The 20285-nt window shown below is 68.8% G+C and carries 23 protein-coding genes; 8 read left to right on the top strand and 15 right to left on the bottom strand.

The window, feature by feature from the left end; genetic code table 11:
• Positions 1–525, top strand: a complete 525-nt coding sequence (locus GC106_RS32685; RefSeq protein ID WP_173138583.1) for an NUDIX domain-containing protein — start codon at positions 1–3, stop codon at positions 523–525.
• A 67-nt stretch (positions 526–592) separates the two neighbouring features.
• Here the strand turns inward: GC106_RS32685 and GC106_RS32680 are convergent, their stop codons facing one another.
• The gene (locus tag GC106_RS32680) at positions 593–1744 is read right to left on the bottom strand and encodes a metallophosphoesterase (RefSeq protein WP_173138582.1); all 1152 of its coding nucleotides are present in this window, start codon (positions 1742–1744) and stop codon (positions 593–595) included.
• 121 nt (positions 1745–1865) lie between these two features.
• On the bottom strand, positions 1866–2939 hold the full coding sequence (locus GC106_RS32675) for a DUF5005 domain-containing protein (RefSeq protein ID WP_173138581.1): 1074 nt from the start codon (positions 2937–2939) through the stop codon (positions 1866–1868).
• A 178-nt stretch (positions 2940–3117) separates the two neighbouring features.
• Between GC106_RS32675 and GC106_RS32670 the strand changes: the two genes are divergently transcribed.
• Entirely contained in the window at positions 3118–3777 is a 660-nt protein-coding gene (locus tag GC106_RS32670) for a class I SAM-dependent DNA methyltransferase (RefSeq protein ID WP_173138579.1), read from the top strand.
• Here GC106_RS32670 and GC106_RS32665 read toward each other — a convergent pair.
• Complete coding sequence (locus tag GC106_RS32665) at positions 3772–4578, bottom strand: putative protein N(5)-glutamine methyltransferase (protein WP_312873048.1); 807 nt, start codon at positions 4576–4578, stop codon at positions 3772–3774. The two genes, GC106_RS32670 and GC106_RS32665, sit on opposite strands and share 6 nt — an antisense overlap.
• A 165-nt stretch (positions 4579–4743) precedes the next feature.
• The gene (locus GC106_RS32660) at positions 4744–5346 is read right to left on the bottom strand and encodes a TetR/AcrR family transcriptional regulator (protein WP_173138577.1); all 603 of its coding nucleotides are present in this window, start codon (positions 5344–5346) and stop codon (positions 4744–4746) included.
• Between the two features lie 91 nt (positions 5347–5437).
• Here GC106_RS32660 and GC106_RS32655 point away from each other — a divergent pair, with 91 nt between their 5' ends.
• Positions 5438–6610, top strand: coding sequence for a cytochrome P450 (locus GC106_RS32655; protein ID WP_173138575.1), 1173 nt, complete (start codon positions 5438–5440; stop codon positions 6608–6610).
• On the opposite strand, the gene GC106_RS32650 is transcribed toward GC106_RS32655, so the two are convergent.
• Positions 6600–7706, bottom strand: a complete 1107-nt coding sequence (locus tag GC106_RS32650; protein ID WP_173138573.1) for a serine hydrolase domain-containing protein — start codon at positions 7704–7706, stop codon at positions 6600–6602. The genes GC106_RS32655 and GC106_RS32650 overlap by 11 nt on opposite strands.
• Positions 7707–7776: 70 nt before the next feature.
• Positions 7777–8385, bottom strand: a complete 609-nt coding sequence (locus GC106_RS32645; protein WP_173138571.1) for a LysE family translocator — start codon at positions 8383–8385, stop codon at positions 7777–7779.
• 28 nt (positions 8386–8413) lie between these two features.
• Here GC106_RS32645 and pdxR point away from each other — a divergent pair, with 28 nt between their 5' ends.
• On the top strand, positions 8414–9880 hold the full coding sequence (pdxR, locus tag GC106_RS32640) for a MocR-like pyridoxine biosynthesis transcription factor PdxR (RefSeq protein WP_173138569.1): 1467 nt from the start codon (positions 8414–8416) through the stop codon (positions 9878–9880).
• Here the strand turns inward: pdxR and GC106_RS32635 are convergent.
• Positions 9852–10757, bottom strand: coding sequence for a nucleoside hydrolase (locus GC106_RS32635; protein WP_173138567.1), 906 nt, complete (start codon positions 10755–10757; stop codon positions 9852–9854). The two genes, pdxR and GC106_RS32635, sit on opposite strands and share 29 nt — an antisense overlap.
• A 52-nt stretch (positions 10758–10809) precedes the next feature.
• Here GC106_RS32635 and GC106_RS32630 point away from each other — a divergent pair, with 52 nt between their 5' ends.
• A complete protein-coding gene (locus GC106_RS32630) occupies positions 10810–11640 on the top strand; it encodes a transglutaminase domain-containing protein (RefSeq protein WP_217281263.1) in 831 nt (276 codons plus the stop codon).
• 8 nt (positions 11641–11648) lie between these two features.
• On the top strand, positions 11649–12344 hold the full coding sequence (locus GC106_RS32625) for a creatininase family protein (RefSeq protein WP_173138563.1): 696 nt from the start codon (positions 11649–11651) through the stop codon (positions 12342–12344).
• 57 nt (positions 12345–12401) lie between these two features.
• Here the strand turns inward: GC106_RS32625 and ribA are convergent, their stop codons facing one another.
• The 6 genes from ribA to GC106_RS32595 are packed head-to-tail and all read right to left on the bottom strand — an operon-like array spanning position 12402 to position 17181.
• Positions 12402–13022 (bottom strand): GTP cyclohydrolase II, encoded by a 621-nt coding sequence (gene ribA / locus GC106_RS32620; RefSeq protein ID WP_173138561.1) that lies wholly within the window; start codon positions 13020–13022, stop codon positions 12402–12404.
• Positions 13019–13933 carry a lysylphosphatidylglycerol synthase transmembrane domain-containing protein gene (locus GC106_RS32615; RefSeq protein ID WP_173138559.1) on the bottom strand — a complete coding sequence of 305 codons (915 nt, stop codon included), beginning with the start codon at positions 13931–13933 and terminating at the stop codon, positions 13019–13021. Before GC106_RS32615 ends, ribA begins: the two co-directional genes overlap by 4 nt.
• Positions 13930–14736 carry a class I SAM-dependent methyltransferase gene (locus GC106_RS32610; RefSeq protein WP_173138557.1) on the bottom strand — a complete coding sequence of 269 codons (807 nt, stop codon included), beginning with the start codon at positions 14734–14736 and terminating at the stop codon, positions 13930–13932. Before GC106_RS32610 ends, GC106_RS32615 begins: the two co-directional genes overlap by 4 nt.
• On the bottom strand, positions 14724–15812 hold the full coding sequence (locus tag GC106_RS32605; protein ID WP_312873047.1) for a glycosyltransferase family 4 protein: 1089 nt from the start codon (positions 15810–15812) through the stop codon (positions 14724–14726). The genes GC106_RS32610 and GC106_RS32605 overlap by 13 nt, the downstream gene beginning before the upstream one ends.
• On the bottom strand, positions 15773–16183 hold the full coding sequence (locus tag GC106_RS32600) for a 6-pyruvoyl trahydropterin synthase family protein (protein WP_173138698.1): 411 nt from the start codon (positions 16181–16183) through the stop codon (positions 15773–15775). Before GC106_RS32600 ends, GC106_RS32605 begins: the two co-directional genes overlap by 40 nt.
• Before the next feature lie 29 nt (positions 16184–16212).
• Complete coding sequence (locus GC106_RS32595) at positions 16213–17181, bottom strand: zinc-dependent alcohol dehydrogenase (protein ID WP_173138555.1); 969 nt, start codon at positions 17179–17181, stop codon at positions 16213–16215.
• Positions 17182–17232: 51 nt separating this feature from the next.
• Between GC106_RS32595 and GC106_RS32590 the strand changes: the two genes are divergently transcribed.
• Positions 17233–17913, top strand: coding sequence for a CDP-alcohol phosphatidyltransferase family protein (locus GC106_RS32590; RefSeq protein WP_246367356.1), 681 nt, complete (start codon positions 17233–17235; stop codon positions 17911–17913).
• A 258-nt stretch (positions 17914–18171) separates the two neighbouring features.
• Here GC106_RS32590 and GC106_RS32585 read toward each other — a convergent pair whose 3' ends face one another.
• Positions 18172–19332 carry an FAD-dependent monooxygenase gene (locus tag GC106_RS32585; RefSeq protein WP_173138552.1) on the bottom strand — a complete coding sequence of 387 codons (1161 nt, stop codon included), beginning with the start codon at positions 19330–19332 and terminating at the stop codon, positions 18172–18174.
• Positions 19320–19877 carry a TetR/AcrR family transcriptional regulator gene (locus GC106_RS32580; RefSeq protein ID WP_173138550.1) on the bottom strand — a complete coding sequence of 186 codons (558 nt, stop codon included), beginning with the start codon at positions 19875–19877 and terminating at the stop codon, positions 19320–19322. The genes GC106_RS32585 and GC106_RS32580 overlap by 13 nt, the downstream gene beginning before the upstream one ends.
• A gap of 169 nt (positions 19878–20046) precedes the next feature.
• On the opposite strand from GC106_RS32580, the gene GC106_RS32575 reads away from it, so the two are divergent.
• Positions 20047–20241 carry a hypothetical protein gene (locus tag GC106_RS32575; RefSeq protein WP_173138548.1) on the top strand — a complete coding sequence of 65 codons (195 nt, stop codon included), beginning with the start codon at positions 20047–20049 and terminating at the stop codon, positions 20239–20241.
• Positions 20242–20285 lie beyond the last annotated feature (44 nt).

Below are 20285 nucleotides of genomic sequence, written 5' to 3'. Positions count from 1 at the left end.
ATGATCCGTGACGCCTACTGCTCCTCGTGCGGGACTCCGTACGCCGACACCTCGGGCTATCCGCGCGTCTGCGCCGCGTGCGGCGCCCAGGCCTGGGCGAACCCGACGCCGGTCGCCATCGTGCTCGTCCCGGTCGACGTGCGGGGCCGCACCGGTCTGCTCGTGGTGCGCCGGGCGATCCCGCCAGTCGGCGAACTCGCCCTGGTGGGCGGGTTCGTCGACGCGGACGAGACCTGGCAGCAGGCGGGCGCACGGGAGGTGTACGAGGAGGCGGGCCTGGTCATCGACTCCGGCAGCCTGGAGCCCCTGTGGTTCACCTCGACCGAGCCCTGCCCGAACCGGGTGCTGCTGTTCGGTGTCGCGCCGAAGATCCAGGCGTCCGGCCTGCCGCCGTTCGAGCCGAACAGTGAGGCGTCCGAGCGTGGCGTGGTTTTCGGCACGCGCGGGCTGGCCTTCCCGCTGCACGAGGACGCCGCACGGCGGTATTTCGGCTACGAGGGCCCGGCCGAGTTCACCCCACTGTGACTCGCACTCCAGCACCTGTCCACACAGGCGTGTTCCCGGCCGCGCTTGCCCTGAACGCCGGGAGGGGTCACGGCGTAAGTTCGATCATCGAGATCTCCGGCGGCGCGCCGACGCGGACCGGCGGGCCCCAGAAACCGGCGCCGCGGGTGACGTACACCCACGTCCCGTCGATCCGCGCGAGACCGGCGGTGACCGGCTGCTGCAACGGAACGGCCAGGTGAAACGGGAACATCTGGCCGCCGTGCGTGTGCCCGGACAACTGGAGGTCCACGCCGTGCCGGGCGGCGTCCTCCACCTGGATCGGCTGATGTGCCAGCAGCACGACGGGATTCGCGGTGTCGCGGCCCGCCAGCGCACGGGTGAGGTCCGGAGCGTCCTCGAACTGGCCGCCTGTCACGTCGTTGACGCCGGCCAGGTCGAAGGACGCGCCGCCGCGGTTGATCGCGACCCGTTCGTTGCGAAGCGGGTTCACGCCGAGCCGTTCCAGTTCGGTCAGCCACGGCTCGACGCCGGAGTAGTACTCGTGGTTGCCGGTGACGAAGAAGCTGCCGTGCTTGCTCACCAGGTCCTTGAGCGGTGCGGCGGCGTCGCCGAGTTTCTCGACCGTCCCGTCGACCAGGTCGCCGACGATCGCGACGAGGTCGGGCCGCTGCTGGTTGATCATCTGGACGATGCGCTCGGTGTGCCCGCGGCCGGCCAGTGGTCCGAGGTGGATGTCGCTGACCACCGCGATCCGGAAACCGTTGAGCGACGGGTCGAGCCGCCTGATCGGCACCGGCACCGTGCTGAGCTCGGGCGCGCCGAGCGCCTTGGTCGCGCCGTAGCCGACGATGCCGCCCGCGGTGATGCCGCCCGCGATCGCGAAGGACCGGGCGATGAAGACCCGCCTGCTCGGCACCGGCACGGCGTCCGGCTCGTCCGCGCCGGCCATGACCGGCGCCTTCACCCGGCGGTTCACCAGCACCCTGGGGATCTCCAGGACGCCGAGTACGAGCGTCAGGTAGAACATGAACGCGAGCCACAGGAACCCCGGCCACGCGAGGAACGCGACGTCGCGTTGCAGCACCAGGGCGAGCATCATGAGCACGAAAGCGCCCACGAGCGCCACTGTCCCGAACAGCCTGCCGTGACCACCCCGTAGCGTGGTGTCACGGACAAGTCTGCGCCACAGGTAGTAATGAGCAAGCGCGGCAGGCACACCGAGCAACAAGAAGAACAAGGACAGTGACCTTCCGGGCAAAGAGGACCTACTGGGCTCCAAGCTACCTCGTGGCCGCCGGCCCCTGTCCGGCGAGCACCGCCCCCGTAGGACGCATCACAGGCGAACCGGCTTCACCCGGTCACCAGGGGAACAGGGCGGCTTCCACGTGCCTCGTCGCCGGGCTGAAGTACGAGATCACCATGTGGTGCGCGGTCGACAGTTCCGGATGCCCGGTCAGCGCACGGCACAGGTCGTTGCCGCGGCCGCCCCGGCAGCCGACCTTGCCGGTCGACCGGCGGGTCCACGGTCCGGCCGGGGTCGGGGCCTGCCAGACCTCGAATCCGCCGCCCAGGTCCTTCTGCAGGATCGCGTGCAGGCCCGCGGCGCCGAACGAGTGCACGGACACCGCGGCCCCGGCCGACGGGATGATGTTGCCCGCCTTGGTGTGGTCGGACGTGAACCGGCCCTGCGAGTACCACTGGTAGTTCGCCGCGGTCCGCCATGACTCCGCCCTGGCGACGTGGGTCGTGCCGGTGACGCAGACCCCGCTGAACCACCTGCCGCATTCGAAGGCGTAGAGGTACAGCGATCCGCCTTGCAGGATCGGCGATCCGAGGATCTTGGTGGCCGGCAGCTGCGCACCGGGCGTCGAGAACACGGTCGTGCGCGCGGTGATCGTGTTGGTCTCGGCGTTGTACTCCGCGATCCCGAAACCCTGGATGAAAAACGGCTTCGGCGTGCTCGTGACGCACAGATCGACGTACGTGATCAGCAGGTTGTCCGGGCTGGTCGTGGTGATCCCGGTGATCCACGAAGCCGCGAACTGGCCCGCGTTCGTCGTGCACGGCTGCCCGTCCGGCGTACGCATGCCGCCCGGCGCGGTGAGGAACTGGGCAGGTCCGCCTGGGTGGGGCGACGCGGGCGGCCGGCCAGGCGGCGTGGGCAGTTCGTGCAGATCGGTGGGGATCTGCCCGGGCGCCGCCGTGCCGACAGCGGCGGTGGACCCCGGGATGAAATGGCGGCCGTCGCCGTCGTTCCATGCGGTGTCGCAGAACAGCCAGAACGTCCGTCCGCGGGACAGCGGCGCGGAGAACCCGCAGTCACGGTCGAGGCTGATACCCCTGTGGTGCTCGAAGTTCGACGTCACCCTGACCGGCAGCCCTGCCACGGTGCCGCTGAACACGAGCAGAACCGCGGACATCAACCAGGCCACGGCCGCACCCCCGGTCCATAGTGGATGTGCTCGACGCTAGCGATCAAGCCAGGCACGTCAAGGGCCATTTGCCCGAAAATGACTCGCTTGTGCGGTTGCCGGGTGTCAGAGTGCCGGGGTGCCTGTGAATCACTTCGGCGAAGATGTGGCAAAGGATTACGACAAGGGTGTGCACGACATGCCCGTCGAACCGGTCGTGACGTTCCTCGCGGAGCTGGCGCGCGACGGCCGTGCCCTCGAACTGGGTATCGGCACCGGCCGGATCGCCGTGCCGTTGAGCCAGGCCGGTGTCCCGGTGCACGGCATCGACCTGTCCCCCGAGATGGTGGCCCGGCTGCGGGACAAGCCCGGTGCGGCCGGGATCGGCGTGACCATCGGCGACTTCGCGACCGCCCAGGCACCCGGCCTGTTCCGGCTGGCGTACCTGGTCTTCAACACGATCGGGAACCTGACGACGCAGGACGAGCAGGTCGCGTGTTTCGCGAACGTGGCCCGGCATCTGGAGCCGGGCGGATACTTCGTGATCGAGGTGGGAGTGCCCGATCTGCGCCGTCTTCCGCCGGGCGAGACGGTCCGCCCGTTCACCGTCAGCCCGACGAAGCTCGGCTTCGACGAGTACGACGTCGCCAACCAGGGCCTGATCTCCCACCACTTCCAGGTCGTCGACGGCACCATGCGGACGTTCTCGATGCCGTTCCGCTACGTCTGGCCCGCCGAACTCGACCTGATGGCCCGGATGGCCGGAATGTCCCTGCACGAACGAGTCACCGACTGGGACCGCAGCCCGTTCACCAGCGACAGCACCAAACACGTCTCGGTGTGGTGCAAGCAGTCATGAGACACCGGCACCGATCACCGTGCCGATCACGACGGTGGCGCTGAGTTCGTCGGACCGCTCGATCCTCGGGGCCAGGCCGTGCTCGGCGAACGCGGTGGCCGTGTGCGGGGCCTGCCGGTCGCTGGTCTCGATCAACAGGTGACCGCCGGGCCTGAGCCAGTCTCGGGCTTCGGCGGTGACACGGCGTTGCACAGCGAGCCCGTCGGCACCGCCGTCCAAGGCCACCAACGGTTCGTGGTCACGGGCTTCCGGTGGCATCAAAGCGATCGCGTCGGTCGGTACGTACGGCGCGTTGGCCACCAAGACGTCCACGTGCCCGCGTAACCGCGAAGGCAAGGGGGCGTACAGGTCGCCTTGGTACACGTTGGCCACGTTGCGCCGGGCGCAGGCCACGGCCGCCGGGTCGATGTCCACGGCATGCACTTCGAGGTCCATGGCGGCGGCGAGGGCGGCGCCGACCGCGCCCGAACCGCAGCACAGATCCACCACCACATTGCCTTCGGCAGCCGACGCCAGGGCCTGGGTGACCAGGAACTCGGTGCGGCGCCGGGGCACGAACACGCCCGGGTCCACGGCGATCCGCAGTCCGTGGAACTCGGCCCAGCCGAGGACGTGCTCCAGCGGCAGCCCGGCGGCTCTGCGGTCGACCATGGCGGCGAGCGCGGACGGGTCCTGGGCGGTGGACAACAGCAGGCGTGCCTCGTCCTCGGCGAACACGCAGCCGACGGCACGCAGACGGGAAACGATGTCGGAGTAGATCTCAAGCGCCTTTCGATGATCCTCAGGCGCTCGCGGCCGCACCGTTATCGGTGGACCTGGGTGAGCGCCCGGCCTGACACAGCGTTGATGGGTCTCACCTCCTCGGTCGTGGTTCCGCCGCCGACAGTACACGCCCTTGACACCACTCGTGAGTGTTTATCCGTGTTCTAACACGGACAAACACTCACGAGAGGAAACTGCCGCCGCTCAGCAGTCGTCGAGAGGACTGTCCGGCAACGGGATTCCGGAGTCCGGACGCAGCCCGGCCAGCAGCAGGCTGAAGCACCGCCGCCAGCCCTCGGCCGGGTCGGCGGACACCCGCAGCGCGCTGATCAGCATGTAGATCACCATCGGCAGGTCGGACGCCCGCAAGTCGGCCCGGACCACGCCGGCGTCCTGCGCGCGCCGCACGATCGTGGCGAGATCGGCGATGAACCGTTCCTTCAGGCCGGTGAGCAGCGCACCTGGTTCACGGACCGCGCGCAGCACCGAGTGCGCCTCGGCCGCGATGGTCATCGCGGCTTCCATCGCCGTCACCACCGCCCGCCACGGATCGGTGTCGACGAGGGCGCGGGCCACCGCGGGCTGGATGTGCTCGGCGTACCGCCATTCCATGACCGCCAGCAGCAGGTCGTCCTTGCTCGGGAACCGCCGGTACAGCGTCGCCACGCCGACGCCCGCGCGCCTGGCGATCTCGTCGAGCGGGACCTCGGGCCCCGATTCGATGAACGCCCGCCACGCCGCACGGACGAGCAACTCGGCGTTGCGTGCCGCGTCCACACGCAACGGGCGCTGCGAAGACCCGGTCATATCCGGCAACGCTAACAGACTGATAGCCGACTTCCACTTGTGCTAGCGTGGGATTAAACCGATAGTTCGATATCACTTACGGGGAGACGTCGTGACCCAAGCGCCCGAAATCCCGCTGCACGCCCAACGCAACCGTTTCGACCTGCCGGACGAGCTCCTTCGCCTGCGCGAGGAGCAGCCCGTCACCAAGATCCGCCTGCCGTGGGGAACGAGTGCCTGGCTGGTGACGAAGTACTCGGACATCCGGGAGGTGTTCGGGGACGCGAACCGGTTCAGCAACTCCGCCGAAGCCCGCCCGTTCGGCGATCAGATCGCCGACCGGAGCGGTTTCCTGCTGGCCTACGACCCGCCGGACCACACGCGGCTGCGCAAGATGCTGACGCCCGAGTTCACCGTACGGCGGATCCGGCGGTTGCAGCCGCGGATCGAGGCGATCGTCGACGATCACCTCGACGCGCTGGAACAGGCCGGCCCACCCGCCGACCTGGTGTCCACGTTCGCGCTGCCGATCCCGTCGCTGGTGATCTGCGAACTGCTCGGTGTGCCGTACGACGACCGCGACGAGTTCCAGGACCACGCGGCCGTCCGCCTGGACATGACGCAGGACGTGGACAAGCGCATCGCCGCGTTGGAGGCGTCCCGCCGGTACATGGCCGGCCTCGTGGCCACGCATCGTGCCAATCCCGGCGACGACATGATCGGGATGCTGATCCGCGAGCACGGCGACGACCTCACCGACACCGAACTGACCGGCGTGGCCGACCTGCTCCTGCTGGCCGGGCACGAGACGACCTCGAACATGCTCGCCCTCGGCACGCTGCTGTTGCTGCGCCACCCCGAGCAGGCCGCCGAGATCCGCGCGGGCCGGTTGGTCGACGAGGCCGTCGAAGAGCTGCTGCGCTACCTGTCGATCGTCCACTCCGGAATCCCCCGCACCGCGAAGCAGGACCTCGTGCTGTCCGGCCAGCGCATCGCGGCAGGCGATGTCCTGGTGTGTTCGCTGCCCGCGGCCAACCGCGACCCGATCCTCGGTGCGGACCTCGGCACGTTCGACATCACCCGGAAGATCTCCGCGCACATGGCGTTCGGGCACGGCCTGCACCACTGCCTGGGCGCGCCGCTGGCCAGGATGGAGATGCGGATCGCGTTCCCCGCGTTGCTGCGACGCTTCCCCACGATGGCGCTGGCCGCGCCGTACGAGGAACTGCCGTTCCGGCAGCACTCCCCGGTCCACGGCCTGCAGGCGTTGCCGATCACCTGGTAGAGCACAACATCCGGTCGATGGCCCGATCGGTCAGCTGCTCGGTCGGGCCTTCGATCTGCCTGCTGGACTGGATCATCACCAGGCCTCGCGCGCCGTCCTCGCTGAACCCGTTGCGGTTGGCGTATCCGGCCGTGTTGCCCCCGTGTCCCCAGGCGTGACCGCCGCAGGTCAGCTTGATCCGCCCGATGCCCAGGCCGTATTCGCGACCCGGCCGGTCTTCCGGCACGGTGGTCCGCATCCGCGCCATCTGCTCGGCGGGAATCAGCTTGCCGCCGAGCAGCGCCTGCCAGAAACGGGTGAGGTCGGCGGTGGTCGAGATCATGTCGCCCGCGGCACCCGCCCACGACATGTTGTGCAGCGTGGTGTCGGCGTAGTCGTTGGTACCCGGGAACTTCATGTACCCCTTGCTGTGCGGGCGCGGCAGACCGGGCCGGCTGCCGGGAGAAAACGTGTCCCGCAGGCCGAGCGGCCCGATGATCCGGCGGGAGACCTCGTCGTACCAGTCGCGGCCGGTGACCTTGTGAATGATCATTCCGGCGAGCAGGTAGCCGGTGTTGGAGTAGCTCCAGCCCGTGCCAGGGGCGAAGTCGGGCGGGAACGCCATCGCGCCCTTGACGAGTTCCTCCGGCCGGTACTGGTCGAACCGGTGCGCCAGGTAGTCGTCGTAGGCGAAGAGCGGCAGTTCGTTCGTGTAGTTGTGCAGTCCACTCGTGTGCTGCAACAAATGCCGCACGGAGACCTTGGTTCCGTCGTTGCCGTTCCCCTGGACGACACCAGGAAGCCAACGCTCGACCGTGTCGTCCAACGACATCTTCCGCTCGGCCACCAACTGCAGAACGACAACCGCGACGAACGTCTTGCCGTTGCTGCCCATCCGGAAGTACCCCCGCTCCGGCACCGGCCGTCCCGTGGTCAGGCCGGCGACGCCGGAACGGGCGGTGAACCGGCGTGGCCCGGTGTCCACTTCGGACTGGACACCGACCACGCCCGCGTCCCGCAGACCGTCGAGATCCCTTTGCAAGGCCGCGTGGTCGTACCCGGTTGGTGCGGACACCAGGGCTGCGACCATCGCGGCAGCGACCGTTGCTCCTGTCATGCGGTTCAACCTAGGGAGAACACGTTCTGCCGTCGATCGCGCGAACTCCCTGCCTGTGTGGTGTAGCGGGCTACACCTGGGTGAAGGCCAGTTTCGCGCCCAGGGCCACGAAGGAGCCGGCGAAGAAACGGCGCAGCCAGGCCGTCACCGTGGGCCGGGAGATCACGCGGTCGCGCATGGCCGCGGCGAAAATCCCGTACAGCGCGAAGACCACGAACGTCAGCAGCATGAAGACCGAGCTCAGCTCGACCATTCGCCACAGCCGGGCCGGATCGTCCGCGCTGACGAACTGCGGCAGGAAGGCCACGAAGAAGATCGTCAGCTTCGGGTTCAGGATGTTGATCAGGACCGCCGAGACGACGATCTTCGTCGACGACCGAGCGGGTGCTTGCTCCACCGTCAGCGCGGTCCGGTCGCGCAGGGTGCTCCAGGCCATGTAGATCAGGTACGCCACGCCGAGGTACTTGACGATCTCGAACGCCAGCGCGCTGGCGTGCAGCAGTACCGCCAGACCGGTGATGGTGGCGACCATATGCGGGATGATGCCCAGCGTGCAGCCGAAGGCGGCGATGACGCTCGCACGGCGGCCGTGGGTCAGGCCCGCGGCCAGCGTGTAGAGCACACCGGTGCCGGGCGTCGCGACCGCGATCAGGGTCGTGACCAGGAATGCGATGCTCATGCCGGTACTCTGCTGCCATAATGGTCCCATGAGTAGGGCCAAACCAGGCCCGGTCGAGAGGTCCATAACTTCCGGGTCCGACTTCCTCCAGCTCCGGATCGAGGACGCGCCCGCGGGCGGCCGGGCCGACTGGCTGGCCGAGCGGCTCAGGCTGGCGATGTCCGACGGCCGGCTGCCGGTGGGCAGCAGGCTGCCGGCGACCCGGGTGCTCGCCGCCGACCTCAGCGTCTCCCGGGGCGTGGTCACCGAGGCCTACCAGCGGCTGATCGAGGACGGTCACGTCGCTGGCCGTGGCCGCGGCGGGACGGTGGTCGTCGCCGTGCCGAAAGCAGCACCGACGGCCAAACCGTACCGGCCGCCGTCGACCGCGGACGTGTTCGCCACAGATCCGGCGGACGACGTGTTCGACTCGCTTCGCGCCGCCACGGCACGGATCGACCTCTCCCCTGGCGTGCCGGATCTCGCCGCGTTCCCCCGCTCGGCCTGGTTGCGGGCGGAACGGACCGTCTTCGCGAGACTGGAACCGGCGGCGTTCGGTTACGGCGACCCGCGCGGCACACCAGCCCTACGGCTGGCCGTGGCGACATGGCTGGCACGGACCCGTGGCATCCGCGTGGACCCGAGCGAGGTCGTCATCGTCGCCGGAGTCGCGCAAGCGCTTGGTCTCCTGGCCAAGGTGCTGCAAGCCGACGGGATCACCGAAGTCGCGGTGGAAGATCCCGGATCACTGGGCGTTCAACAGCACATGCGTAACGCAGGACTCAGAACGCCGCCCATACCGGTGGATGACGCTGGACTGCGCGTCGATGTGTTGCGCGACAGCGGAGTCGGTGCGGTCATGATGACGCCCGCGCACCAGTTCCCGACCGGTGTCATCCTGGACGGTGATCGACGCCGTCAGGTGATGAGCTGGGATGGGCTGATCATCGAGGACGACTACGACGCCGAACACCGTTACGACCGGCCGCCCGTCCCCGCGCTGCGCTCGATGCTGGCCGAACGCGTGTGTTACGCGGGCAGTGTGTCCAAATTGCTCGCTCCGGCGCTGCGTGTCGGCTGGTTGCTCGTACCGGCGAGATACCGGGACGCCATCATCGCCGCGAAGCGCCTGGCCGATCTCGGCAACGCCGCGCTGCCCCAACTGGTGCTCGCCGAGCTGATGTCCAGCGGGGAGCTGGAGCGGCAGCTGAGGTTCCTGCGCAGGCGCCATGTCCGGCGGCGCGACGCGATGGTCGAAGCCGTCCGGGAACACCTGCCCGGCGCGGTCGTGCACGGTGCCGCGGCGGGGTTGCACATCATGATCACGTTCGACGCCGGGTTCTCCGATGTGGACCTCGCCGCGGCGGCCCTGCGGCAAGGCGTGAAGGTCCAGCCCCTGTCGTGGCATTGTCAGCGCCCGTATCGGCCCGGCCTGATTCTGGGGTACGCCGCGAACAACCCGAGCGACATCCACGCGGGCATCGCGACTATCGGCCAAGTCGTTCGACAGCACTGAGCAGCACGTCCCAGAACCTCACGCGATCAAGTCCCACCGCGATCCGCGCGTTGGCCGGTTTTCCTGTCACGCCATGCAAATCCACCACGGTGGCGCCACGGGTATGCGTCCCGGTCAGCTCCACGGCCACCGGCGCGTCGACCATCGTCAGCAGGCCGGGTTCGGCGACGGCGGCGACCGCGACCGGGTCGTGCACGGGCGGATCCGGCATCCCGAACACCTCGTCGTACGTGGATGCGAAGAACCGCAGCAAATCCGCCAGCGTGCCGGCCAACGGCGTCGCCATTTCCCGCAGCCTGTCGAACACGTCCGGCGTCGCGGTGGCCTGGTGGGTGACGTCCAGCCCGCACATCGTGACCGGCAGGCCGCTGGTCAGCACGACGTCCGCGGCCTCGGGATCGGCCCAGACGTTGAACTCCGCCAAAGGCCGCCAGTTCCCGCGGCCGCAACTGCCGCCCATGAACACGATCGACGGCCGCAGATCCGGCCGTCTGCGCAGCAGCGCCGCCACGTTCGTGAGCGGGCCGGTCGCGATGATCGTCAACGGTCCTTCGTCAAGCAGTCGTTCGGTCAACGACACCGCGTCCTCGTCGGCCGGCACGTCCGCGGGTTCCGGCAGATCCGCGCCGTCCAGCGCGCTTTCGCCGTGAATCGACGGCGCGTTCCCGGTTCCCCGCTGGGAAAGCCCGGCCGCGACGGGGACGTCGATACCCGCCAGCGCGCAGATCCTGAGCGCGTTTCGGGTGACCTGGCCCAGTGGGCCGTTTCCGGCGACAGTCGTGATCGCGCGCAGGCGGACGGCGGGATGCGCGGCCGCCAGGAGCATGGCGAACACGTCGTCGTGGCCGGGATCGCAGTCGAGCACCACATCGGTCATGCTTCGCCACAATAGTTGCGAATCCGGCGGAAATTCCGCCACTATCGACGGCATGTTGACGTCTCCCGGCCGCAACGCCGGCCTGTTCGACGCGCTGCCCCAGGACATCGAAGGACTCACCGCGGTCGGTCACGGTCTGCTGATCCACGAGCACCTGGCCCACTTCTACGACGTCGAACTGTCCGAACAGGACCGCGAGACGGTGCACATCAGGCCGGTGGAGGAGCTGCTGTCGGCCATTGTCGGCGAGGACGACCGGCCGCTCGGCGTGGCCCGCTCGCCCGGCGAGCGAACTGCCGCCAACTGCCGCCACTTCACCGTGCTGCTCGTCTCGATCCTGCAGTCGCGCGGGATCTCGGCCCGGGCGCGTTGCGGGTTCGGCTCGTACTTCACTGAGGGGTCGCACGAGGACCACTGGGTCTGCGAGTACTGGAACGGGTCCCGCTGGGTCCTGGTCGACAGCCAGATCGACGACGTGCAGAAGGAGAAGTTCCCGATCGACTTCGACGTCACGGACGTGCCGCGGGACAAGTTCCTGACGGCCGGCACGGCGTGGCAGTTGTGCCGCGCGGGCGAGAAGGACCCGGACACGTTCGGGCTCAGTTTCCTCAACGAGACCGGCTACTGGTGGATCGCGGGCAACATGATGCGCGACGCCGCGGCGCTGCTGGGCACCCCGCTGCTGCCGTGGGACGCGTGGGGCATCATGCCCGAGCCGGCAGATCCCGTCGACATGGCGTTCTTCGACCACCTGGCCACCCTGACCGAGCACCCCGGCGCACCCACCGACGAGCTGAAACGCCTGCTGGCACACGACGAGCGGATCCGTGTCCCGGCTAAAGTGCTGAACACGGCGCGGCACCGCGAGGAAGCGATCGCCTGAAGGGTGACATGACGCAGTTCCTGCCACTGACCACGACAGTCGACGTGCGCAACCAGCGACCGCAGGTCGCGATCCTGCCCGTCGGCAGCCATGAGCAGCACGGTCCTATCCTGCCGTTGGCGACCGACACCATCATCGCCTCCACCGTCGCCCGCGCGTTGAGCACCGCCTACCCGCTCCTCGAACTGCCGCCGATCACCATCTCGTGCTCCCATGAACACGCGGCCTGGCCCGGCACCGTCAGCATCTCGGCGCCGACGTTGTACGCCGTGGTACGGGACATCGCCGCGTCGCTGCGGCAGTCGGGCGTGCACAAGCTCGTCCTGGTCAACGGGCACGGCGGGAACTACGTGCTGGGCAACGTGGTCCAGGAATCGACCGGGATGGCGTTGTTCCCGACCGAAGTGGACTGGAACAACGCCAGGACGGCCGGTGGCATCGAGACGCCGATGGCCAGCGACATGCACGCGGGCGAGCTCGAGGTGTCCATTCTGCTGCACGCTCACCCGGAGGTCGTGAAGGCCGACTACGCCCAGCACGACCACCTCGCGGACAACCGTGACCACATGCTGACACTGGGGCTTCAGGCCTACACGCGGTCCGGCGTCATCGGCCTGCCGTCGCGTGCCACGGCCGAGAAAGGCCGCGACGTCCTGGCAAGCCTGGTGACCTCCTTCGCGGCCGTCCTGACCGCCCTCGCCTGAAACCCCCTCGTGAGTGTTTATCAGGGTTAGAACCCGGATAAACACTCACGAGGGGGTTTACCGGATGTCGTCGAGTTGGGGGAGGTAGTGGTCCAGCCGCTCCCGCTTGGCCTTCAGGTACGGCAGGTTGTCGTCGTTCACGTCGATCAGCAGCGGAACCTGCTCGGAGATCCGGATTCCGTACTGCGAAAGCGACTCCACCTTGTGCGGGTTGTTGGACAGCAATCGGATCGCGGGAACGCCCAGGTCCTGCAGGATGTCGGCGGCCGCCTGGTAGTCACGGCTGTCCACCGGCAGTCCCAACGCCACGTTGGCGTCCACCGTGTCCAGGCCGTCCTCCTGTAACCGCATCGCCTTCAGCTTGGCCAGCAGGCCGATCCCCCGGCCTTCGTGGCCCTGCAGGTAGATCACGATTCCCGCGCCATCGGCGACGATCGCCTTCATCGCCGCGGACAACTGGTCGCCGCATTCGCACCTGGTCGACGCGAACACGTCACCGGTCAGGCATTCGGAATGGACTCTCGTCAACGGGTCACGGGCGGTGATGTCGCCGTACACCAGCGCCATGTGTTCGATCGCGCACGCCGGGTCCTGGTATCCGATCGCGGTGAAGTCACCGTACCGGGTGGGAAGCCGTGTCTCGGCCGCTCGTCGGGTGAAGCCGGCAAGTTCCGTCATAGTGCCTTGTCCAATCTCCGCAGCACCGGCGCGCGCAGTATCAGCACTCCGGCCCCGGGCAGGCTCGCGACCAGCGCGAGCACTCCGTACACCACCGCTGTGGTCAGTCCCTGGGCGGCGCCCAGACCGGCGGCACCGAACACCACCGCGGCCACGCCTTCCCTCGGCCCCCAGCCTCCGATGTTCACCGGCAGCCCCATCGCGAGCAACGACAGCACCATCAGCGGAACCAGCTGGGCGATCGGCGCTGTCGATCCGGCGGCCTGTGCCGCCACCACGAACAGGCAGATGTGCCCGGCCAGTGCTGCTGCCGACAGTAGCGTGATTCCGGGCCACGCGTTACGGGCAAGAAGCCCCGCCCGGATGTCCGCGATGGTCCTTGACAGCCCGGTGTTGTTGCGCGCCCAGCGTTTCCCGGCCACGAAGGCGGCCGCGATCACAGCGAGTGCGCCGAGGACGATCAGGATGATGTCACGGGGAAGACCGAGGGACGGAACCGCGAGCAGCACGGCGACCCCGGCGACGATGATCACGGCCTGGCCCGCGATCCGTTCCAGGACAACCGCTCGGACGCCTCGGCCGAGGTCTCCTTCCTGCTGTCCATGTTCGACGGCACGTTGCACGTCACCGAGAACGCCCGCGGGCAGCACCGCGTTGAGGAACAACGCGCGGTAGTAGTCCAGCACCGCACGGGGAAGCGAGAGCCGCAGCCCGAGCCGGCGAGCGACCAGGCACCAGCGCCACGCACTGAGCACTGTGGTCGCCAGTCCGATCCCGAGCGCCGCGAGGACCTCACCCACGGTGATCGCGCGCAGCCCGTCCACGAAGGTCTGGGTACCCAGCTGGAGGAAAAGCGCGACGAGGATTCCGGCGCCGGCCAGCAGCCGCGCCCACGCCCACACCTTCTTCACGGGGCACCTGCCGGCAGCGCGAGCAGGTCCTCGTGGTGGACGACGACTCGCAGGCCGGAGTCCCCGAGCCTGCGGCCGAGGTACGCCTCGGCGTGCTCGGCGAGTCCGGGCCGCTGGTCCACCGCGGCTGCCACCCAGCCACGCAGCCACTCGGTGATCAGTGCGGCGTCGCCTGCGCCAAGCCGCCACGGGCTGGGCCTGCGGTGCACGGTCGCTCCTTGTCGTCGGAAGAGTTCGGCGGCGGTGTCCACGGCGTCGGGGCCGAGCAGGCGGCGTCTTTCGACCGTGCGCCGCTGGTGGGCGTTGAACGCCTTGACCAGTTCGCCGTCGAGCGCGTCGGCCGGTTCGAACTCCACCCGGCCGACCACCGACAGCGTGAACAGCACGGGGATCGTGGCGCAGGCCCCGACCAGCTCGGCCATCTCGTCCGCGGTCAGCAGGTCGAGCAGTGCCGACGCGGTCACCAGCGAGGTTCCGCTGAGGTCGGTGGCCCGCAGCCGGGTGATGTCCTGCAGTTCACCGGTGACGGTGACGGTCCGCGGCAACCCGGCGACCGCACGCGACAGCAGGCCCGGGTCACGGTCGTGCAGGATCCAGTGCTGCGGCCCCGGCAGCCGGCCGGCCAGCCACCGGCCCATCGAGCCGATGCCGCAGCCGAGGTCCCGGATGATCAGGCCGGGCCGGTCACCGAGGTACGCCCGCAGCGGCTCGACCAGTCCGGCCGACCTGGCCGCCGCGTCCGCGTCCTCGCGCAGCGACAGCCACTCGGCCGGATACGTGGTGCGGTTGCTCATCGCCGACATGCCGGTTCCTCCAAGTCGGCCAGTACATCGGCCAGCTCACGCGCGGCGGCGTCCCAGTCCGTCAGCGTCTCCCGCCGGGCGCGAGCCGCGGCGCGCACTCCGTCCCGCAACTGCGCGTCGGTCAGGAACCGGCGCAGCGCGTCGGCGAACTTCCAGGTGAGGATGCCGGGCACGGTCCCGTCGGGCGCACGCCCGACGGTTTCCGGCATCGCGCTGACTCTCGTTGCCAGCACAGGGATTCCCCGAGCCAGTGCCTCGGTCAGGACCATCCCGTACGTCTCGGTGTGCGACGGCAGCACGAACAGGTCCGCCGCCGCGTAACTCGCTTCCAGCTCGGCGCCCGTCTTCGGACCGGCCAGCGTGACCCGGTCGGCCAGTCCGCACTCCTTGATCATCTCGTGCAGCCGCAGCACGTAGTCGGTGTCGCGCCGCAACGAGCCGACGAGCTCACACTCGAACCGCAGGTCACGGACCTCCGCCAGGGCCTCGACCAGGCGGTCCTGGCCCTTGCGCTGCGTCACCGCGGCCACGCAGAGCAGCCGCGAGCGCCCGTCTGTGCCCGGTGCGAGCGGCGCGGGGTCGGTGCCCGGCGGCACGGCGTGGACACGGTCCGCGTCAAGCCAGTGGTGCGACACGATCCGGCGCGCCGCCCACGGGCTGGTCGCGATGACCATACCCGCGGCGTGCAGCGTCTCCCGTTCCCGGGTGTTCAACTCGGTGGCGAGGTCAGGTTCGAGGCCGGTCTCGTCCGCCAGCGGCAGATGCACGAGCACTGCGATGCGTAACCGTTGTGCCTGCGGCACGACGACCTCCGGGACACCGCACGCGACGAGCCCGTCGATCAGGACGGTGGCGCCGTCGTCGAGATCCGCGAGGGCGCTCGCCAGCTCCTGACGAGCCGCCTCGTCCGGTGTCGGCCATGTCCCGGCGACCGCGACCTCGTGGGCACCGAGCGCGCGGCTCATCCGGCGGTCGTACACGTTGCCGCCGCTCGGTACCGTCTGGTCGTCGATGTCGCCAGGGACAACAAAGGTGATCACGGCGACGGTTCCAGTGATCGCCGGTAACTCGCCCACGCCACATGCGACTCGTGCAGTGTGACGGTGATTTCGGACAGTCCGCGGGCGCCTTCGCCGAGCTTGCCCTCGCCGATCCGGTCCGCCAGCCGGTCGGCGATCACCTTGGCGAGGAACTCGGTGGAGGTGTTCACGCCCTTGAAGTCCGGCTCGTCGTCCAGGTTGCGGTAGTTGAGCGGCGAGAGCACGTCCTTGAGCTGTTCGGTGGCGAGTCCGATGTCGACGACGATGTTGTCGTCGTCCAGCTCGGGCCGGCTGAACGTGGCGTCCACGACGAACGTGGCGCCGTGCAGCCGCTGCGCGGGTCCGAAAACCTCGCCATGGAAGCTGTGAGCGACCATGACGTGATCGCGGACGGTGATGCTGAACACCCGGGGGCCCTCCCAATCGGTTCGAATCGTCACCCGTCGTACCTAATACGGTGGCAAAGGCCAGGCAGTTCACCATTGGCCAAAGAACTCATCACCCGAGGCAACTCGTCGAAGGGGGATTCCCCGGTGATCAGCGCGTCGAACCCCGGGTCGGCCAACAGGTCGAGGGCCACAGCGAGCCGGTCGGCATAGCCGCGGCTGCCGCGCCGCGCCTTCGCGACGGCTCCCACCTGGCTCGCTCTGATGGTCAACCGGCGCGAGTGGAACCATTCGCCCAACGGCAGACTCACCCGCCGGTCGCCGTACCAGCTCATCTCGATCACCTCGCCGTCCTCGGCGAGCAGCTCCAGCGCCCGGACCAGACCCGCCTCGGTCGCGCTGGCGTGCACGACGAGATCACAGCCGTCCCTGGCCTGTCCCGGCGTGGCGAACTCGACTCCCAGCGCCGCCGCGATCCCGGCCTTCGCCGGATCGGAGTCGACCAACTGGACTCGGACGGCGGGAAAACCCGCCAGCACCTTGGCCACGGACGCGCCGACCATGCCGGCCCCGATCACGGCGATCCGGTCGCCGGCCATCGGCGCGGCGTCCCACACGGCGTTCACGGCGGTCTCGACCGTGCCCGCCAGGATCGCCCGCCCGGCGGGAACGGTGTCCGGAACCACCGTCACCGCCGTGGCCGGCACGACGTAACGGGTCTGATGTGGATAGAGGCAGAACACGGTTTTCCCGGTGAGGTGGGCGGGTCCGTCCTCGACCACACCGACGTTGAGGTAGCCGTACTTGACCGGCGCGGGAAAGTCACCCTCCTGGAACGGCGCCCGCATCGCCTCCCACTGGCTCCGCGGCACCTCACCCCGGAAGACCAGTGTCTCGGTCCCCCGGCTCACCCCGCTGAAAAGAGTTCGAACCAACACCTCGCCCGGCGCGTGTTGATGCACATGAACAGGCTCAACCTCGCCGTGACCAGCCGAACGCACCCAGAACGCCCGTTCCATCCGTTCTACCCTCCACTCAGGCTTTCGATCACCTTAAGTGGGAGGGCTGCGTTGGCCGTCGAGCCCTTTGTGGCCGTGGTCGCACAGTTGGTGCTGGTCACTGTGCTGGCGACGGTCACTCCGCTGGGCTTTGAAGGGTGGCTGGCGGGTGCGACCTACGCGGTCGTGCTCGGCGGCATGGTGACGACAGCCTTGTTCCGGGCCGACGCGACGAGCGTGGGAGCGGCCAACCGCGTCACTCTCGCCAGAGCCGCGCTTGTGGGGAGCGTGACGGCCCTCGTCGTCGACTCGTTCTGGCGGCCTGTGCCGTTGCTTCTGCTCGCCGTCATCGCCACGGTCGCGTTGGTCGGCGACGCGATCGACGGTCAGATCGCGCGGCGCACGGGTTCTGCGACGCCGTTGGGCGCACGCTTCGACATGGAGGTGGACGCGTTCCTGATCCTCATCCTGAGCGTGTTCGTGGCCCACTCACTGGGGCCGTGGGTGTTGCTGATCGGCGCCATGCGGTACGTGTTCGTGGCCGCGAGCTGGGCGTTGCCGTGGCTCAACAAAGCGTTGCCGCACAGCATGGCCCGCAAGACCGTGGCCGCCATGCAGGGGATCATCCTGGTCGCCGCCGCTTCGGGCTTGTTCCCGGTCTGGACGTCGTCGCTGATCACGGCCGTCGCATTAGGCGCACTGTTGTGGTCGTTCAGCCGGGATGTGCGCTGGTTGTACCGTTCGCGGGCCTGACATCACGTTGCACACGTCGATGTCGCTGATGTCGACCCCGGCGGCCGCGGCCACGCAGGATCAGCGGCATGCCGCAGACGTCGGTCATGCTCAGGCCTTTCACCGTGACGTCGTCCACTGTGTCCAGTCGAGCTGGGACCATGACGCGTGCCCCCGTGTCCACCATTCCGGCACCCCGTGTCCACCATTCCGGCACCCCGTATCCACCATTCCGGCACCCCGAGTGCACCATTCCGGCACGCCGAAATTCCCTTCGGGTCAGAGTTGCCGGATCACCGCGGTGGTCTTGCCCGCGATCGTCCCGGCCAGATACCGGCTGACGCCGGGGACCCTGGCAAGCCGCATCGCCGCACGGCGGATCCGCAGGTGACTCTCTGACGCAGGCAGGAACCAGCGAGCGCCGTCGCGGGCGACCTGTTGTTTCTCCTCGACGACCGGGCGCCACAGTTCTTCGTAGCGCGCCAAGGCGTCCGCGACAGGCGCTTTGTCGAGCTGAGCCGCGAGAACGTACGCACCCGCCATACCAAGCGACGCGCCTTGACCCGCGAGCAGCGAAACGGCGTGACAGGCGTCGCCGACCAACGTCACGCGATCGCGGCTCCACCGTGGCAACACCGTCTGCGCGACTTGGTCGTAGTACACGTCTTCCGCTCCAGGACACGCCTCAAGCGCTTGCGGCACAATCCATCCCAGGTCCGCATAGGTCGTGCGGACCGCCTCGCGAGGGTCCGGCGGCAACGTGGGATCGGGCGTGCGGTGCACGGCGAACGCAGCGACCCGGCCGTCGCGCAGAGCGTAGAAGCCGAACTGCCTGCCCACGGTGTCGGTCAGGCAGAAGCGGTCCGCGACCTGGGCGTGCACCGCGGGATCGTCGAAGACGTACGCCGCCGTGTGAAAGCCGAGGCAGCGCACGAAATCCTGGTCGCCGAAGGCCAGGCGGCGGACGGCGGAATGGATTCCGTCCGCACCGACCAGCAGATCCGCGCTCATCGTGCTGCCGTCGGACAACGTGACCTGGACGCGGTCCGGGGAGTTCTCGATGTGCGTCACCGACGTCCCGAACCGCAGGTCGGCCGACGCCGGAAGAGCCGCACGCAGGACCGCTTCGAGGTCGGGCCGCATGATGCTGATCAGCTTTCCGGACACTGCCTTGGCGAAGGTGCCGAACGGCAGCCCGGCCCGGCGGCGGCCGGTCTCGTCGAGGTAGACGGCCTCGCTGACCCGGTATCCCACGGACTCCAGGTCCGGCACCAGGCCCATCCTGCCGGCGGCGTCGTAGCCGGGACCGAAGAAGTCGATCATGTAGCCCTGCGGGCGCGGGCCCCGCGCCTTCTCCACGACGGTCACGTCATGACGGCCGGCCAACTGGTTCGCCAGCGTCAGGCCCGCGATGCCCGCTCCGCAGATCACGATCCGCACACCGCACCCCCTTCGACCAGCCGGCGCAGCACCGGCCGGAGGTCCGTCCTGGCCATGGGGTTCAGGGCACGGTGCACCATCAGGCCGTCGATCGTCGCCATCAGCACGGCCGCTGTCGCCTCCGGCGCGACAACCCCGCGGTCGGCCAGCCATCCGGCGACCTTGCCTTGGAACTCGGCGACCAACGCGCTGATCGCCGACCGCACCTGCTCGTCACGGGTCGCGGCGAGATAGGTCTCGACGAACACCAGCGAGACAGGGTCGCGGCCGGTGTACGCGTCCAGCGGGCCGAGCAGCCCGTCGACGAGATCCGACGCGGGTTCGATGCCCGCGACGGCCTCGCGCATCGCTCCGATCGCCGCTTCGGTGAGCAACGCCCGCAACGACGGGAAGTGGTAGTGCACCAAGCCCGGCGCGACGCCTGCCCGTTCGGCGAGCATCCGCGTACTCACCGCTGACCAGCCTTTTTCCGCGATCAGCTCGACCGCTGCCGCGGTCAGGCGCCGCCGCACGTCCCGGCCCCGTGCGGCCATCGGCGACGTCATACCCCACTCCTTTGGTCATGCGCCTTGGGCAGTTGTCCAAGGCGCATGACCAACCTACCCCAGACCTGCCGGGAAGTCGACACGTTTAGTCCTCGATCAGCGGGGGAACCCTTCCCGGGTCTCCGCGTCCAGACGCAGGGGACACGATCTGTACTGCTGGGAGATATGTATGACCGACGACACCGACGACGACACCGCCGCCGTCCCTGAGTCGCAGACCGGCAAGGAGTTGCACCATCTGCGCACCCGCATCGACCAGCAATCCCGCCAGCTCAACAGACACGCTCGCGAGCTGACCGCATTGCACAACGACCTGGCCGAGCTCGACGAGCGCATCGACGCACACCAGCACCGGGACAGCTAGCCGGACACCTCCCAGGCGGTCGGCGTGGCCCGACACGCCCGTTT

The organism is Kibdelosporangium persicum, assembly GCF_013280595.1.
In the GTDB taxonomy this organism is placed as follows: domain Bacteria; phylum Actinomycetota; class Actinomycetes; order Mycobacteriales; family Pseudonocardiaceae; genus Kibdelosporangium; species Kibdelosporangium persicum.
This window is presented reverse-complemented; position numbering and strand designations above follow the sequence as displayed.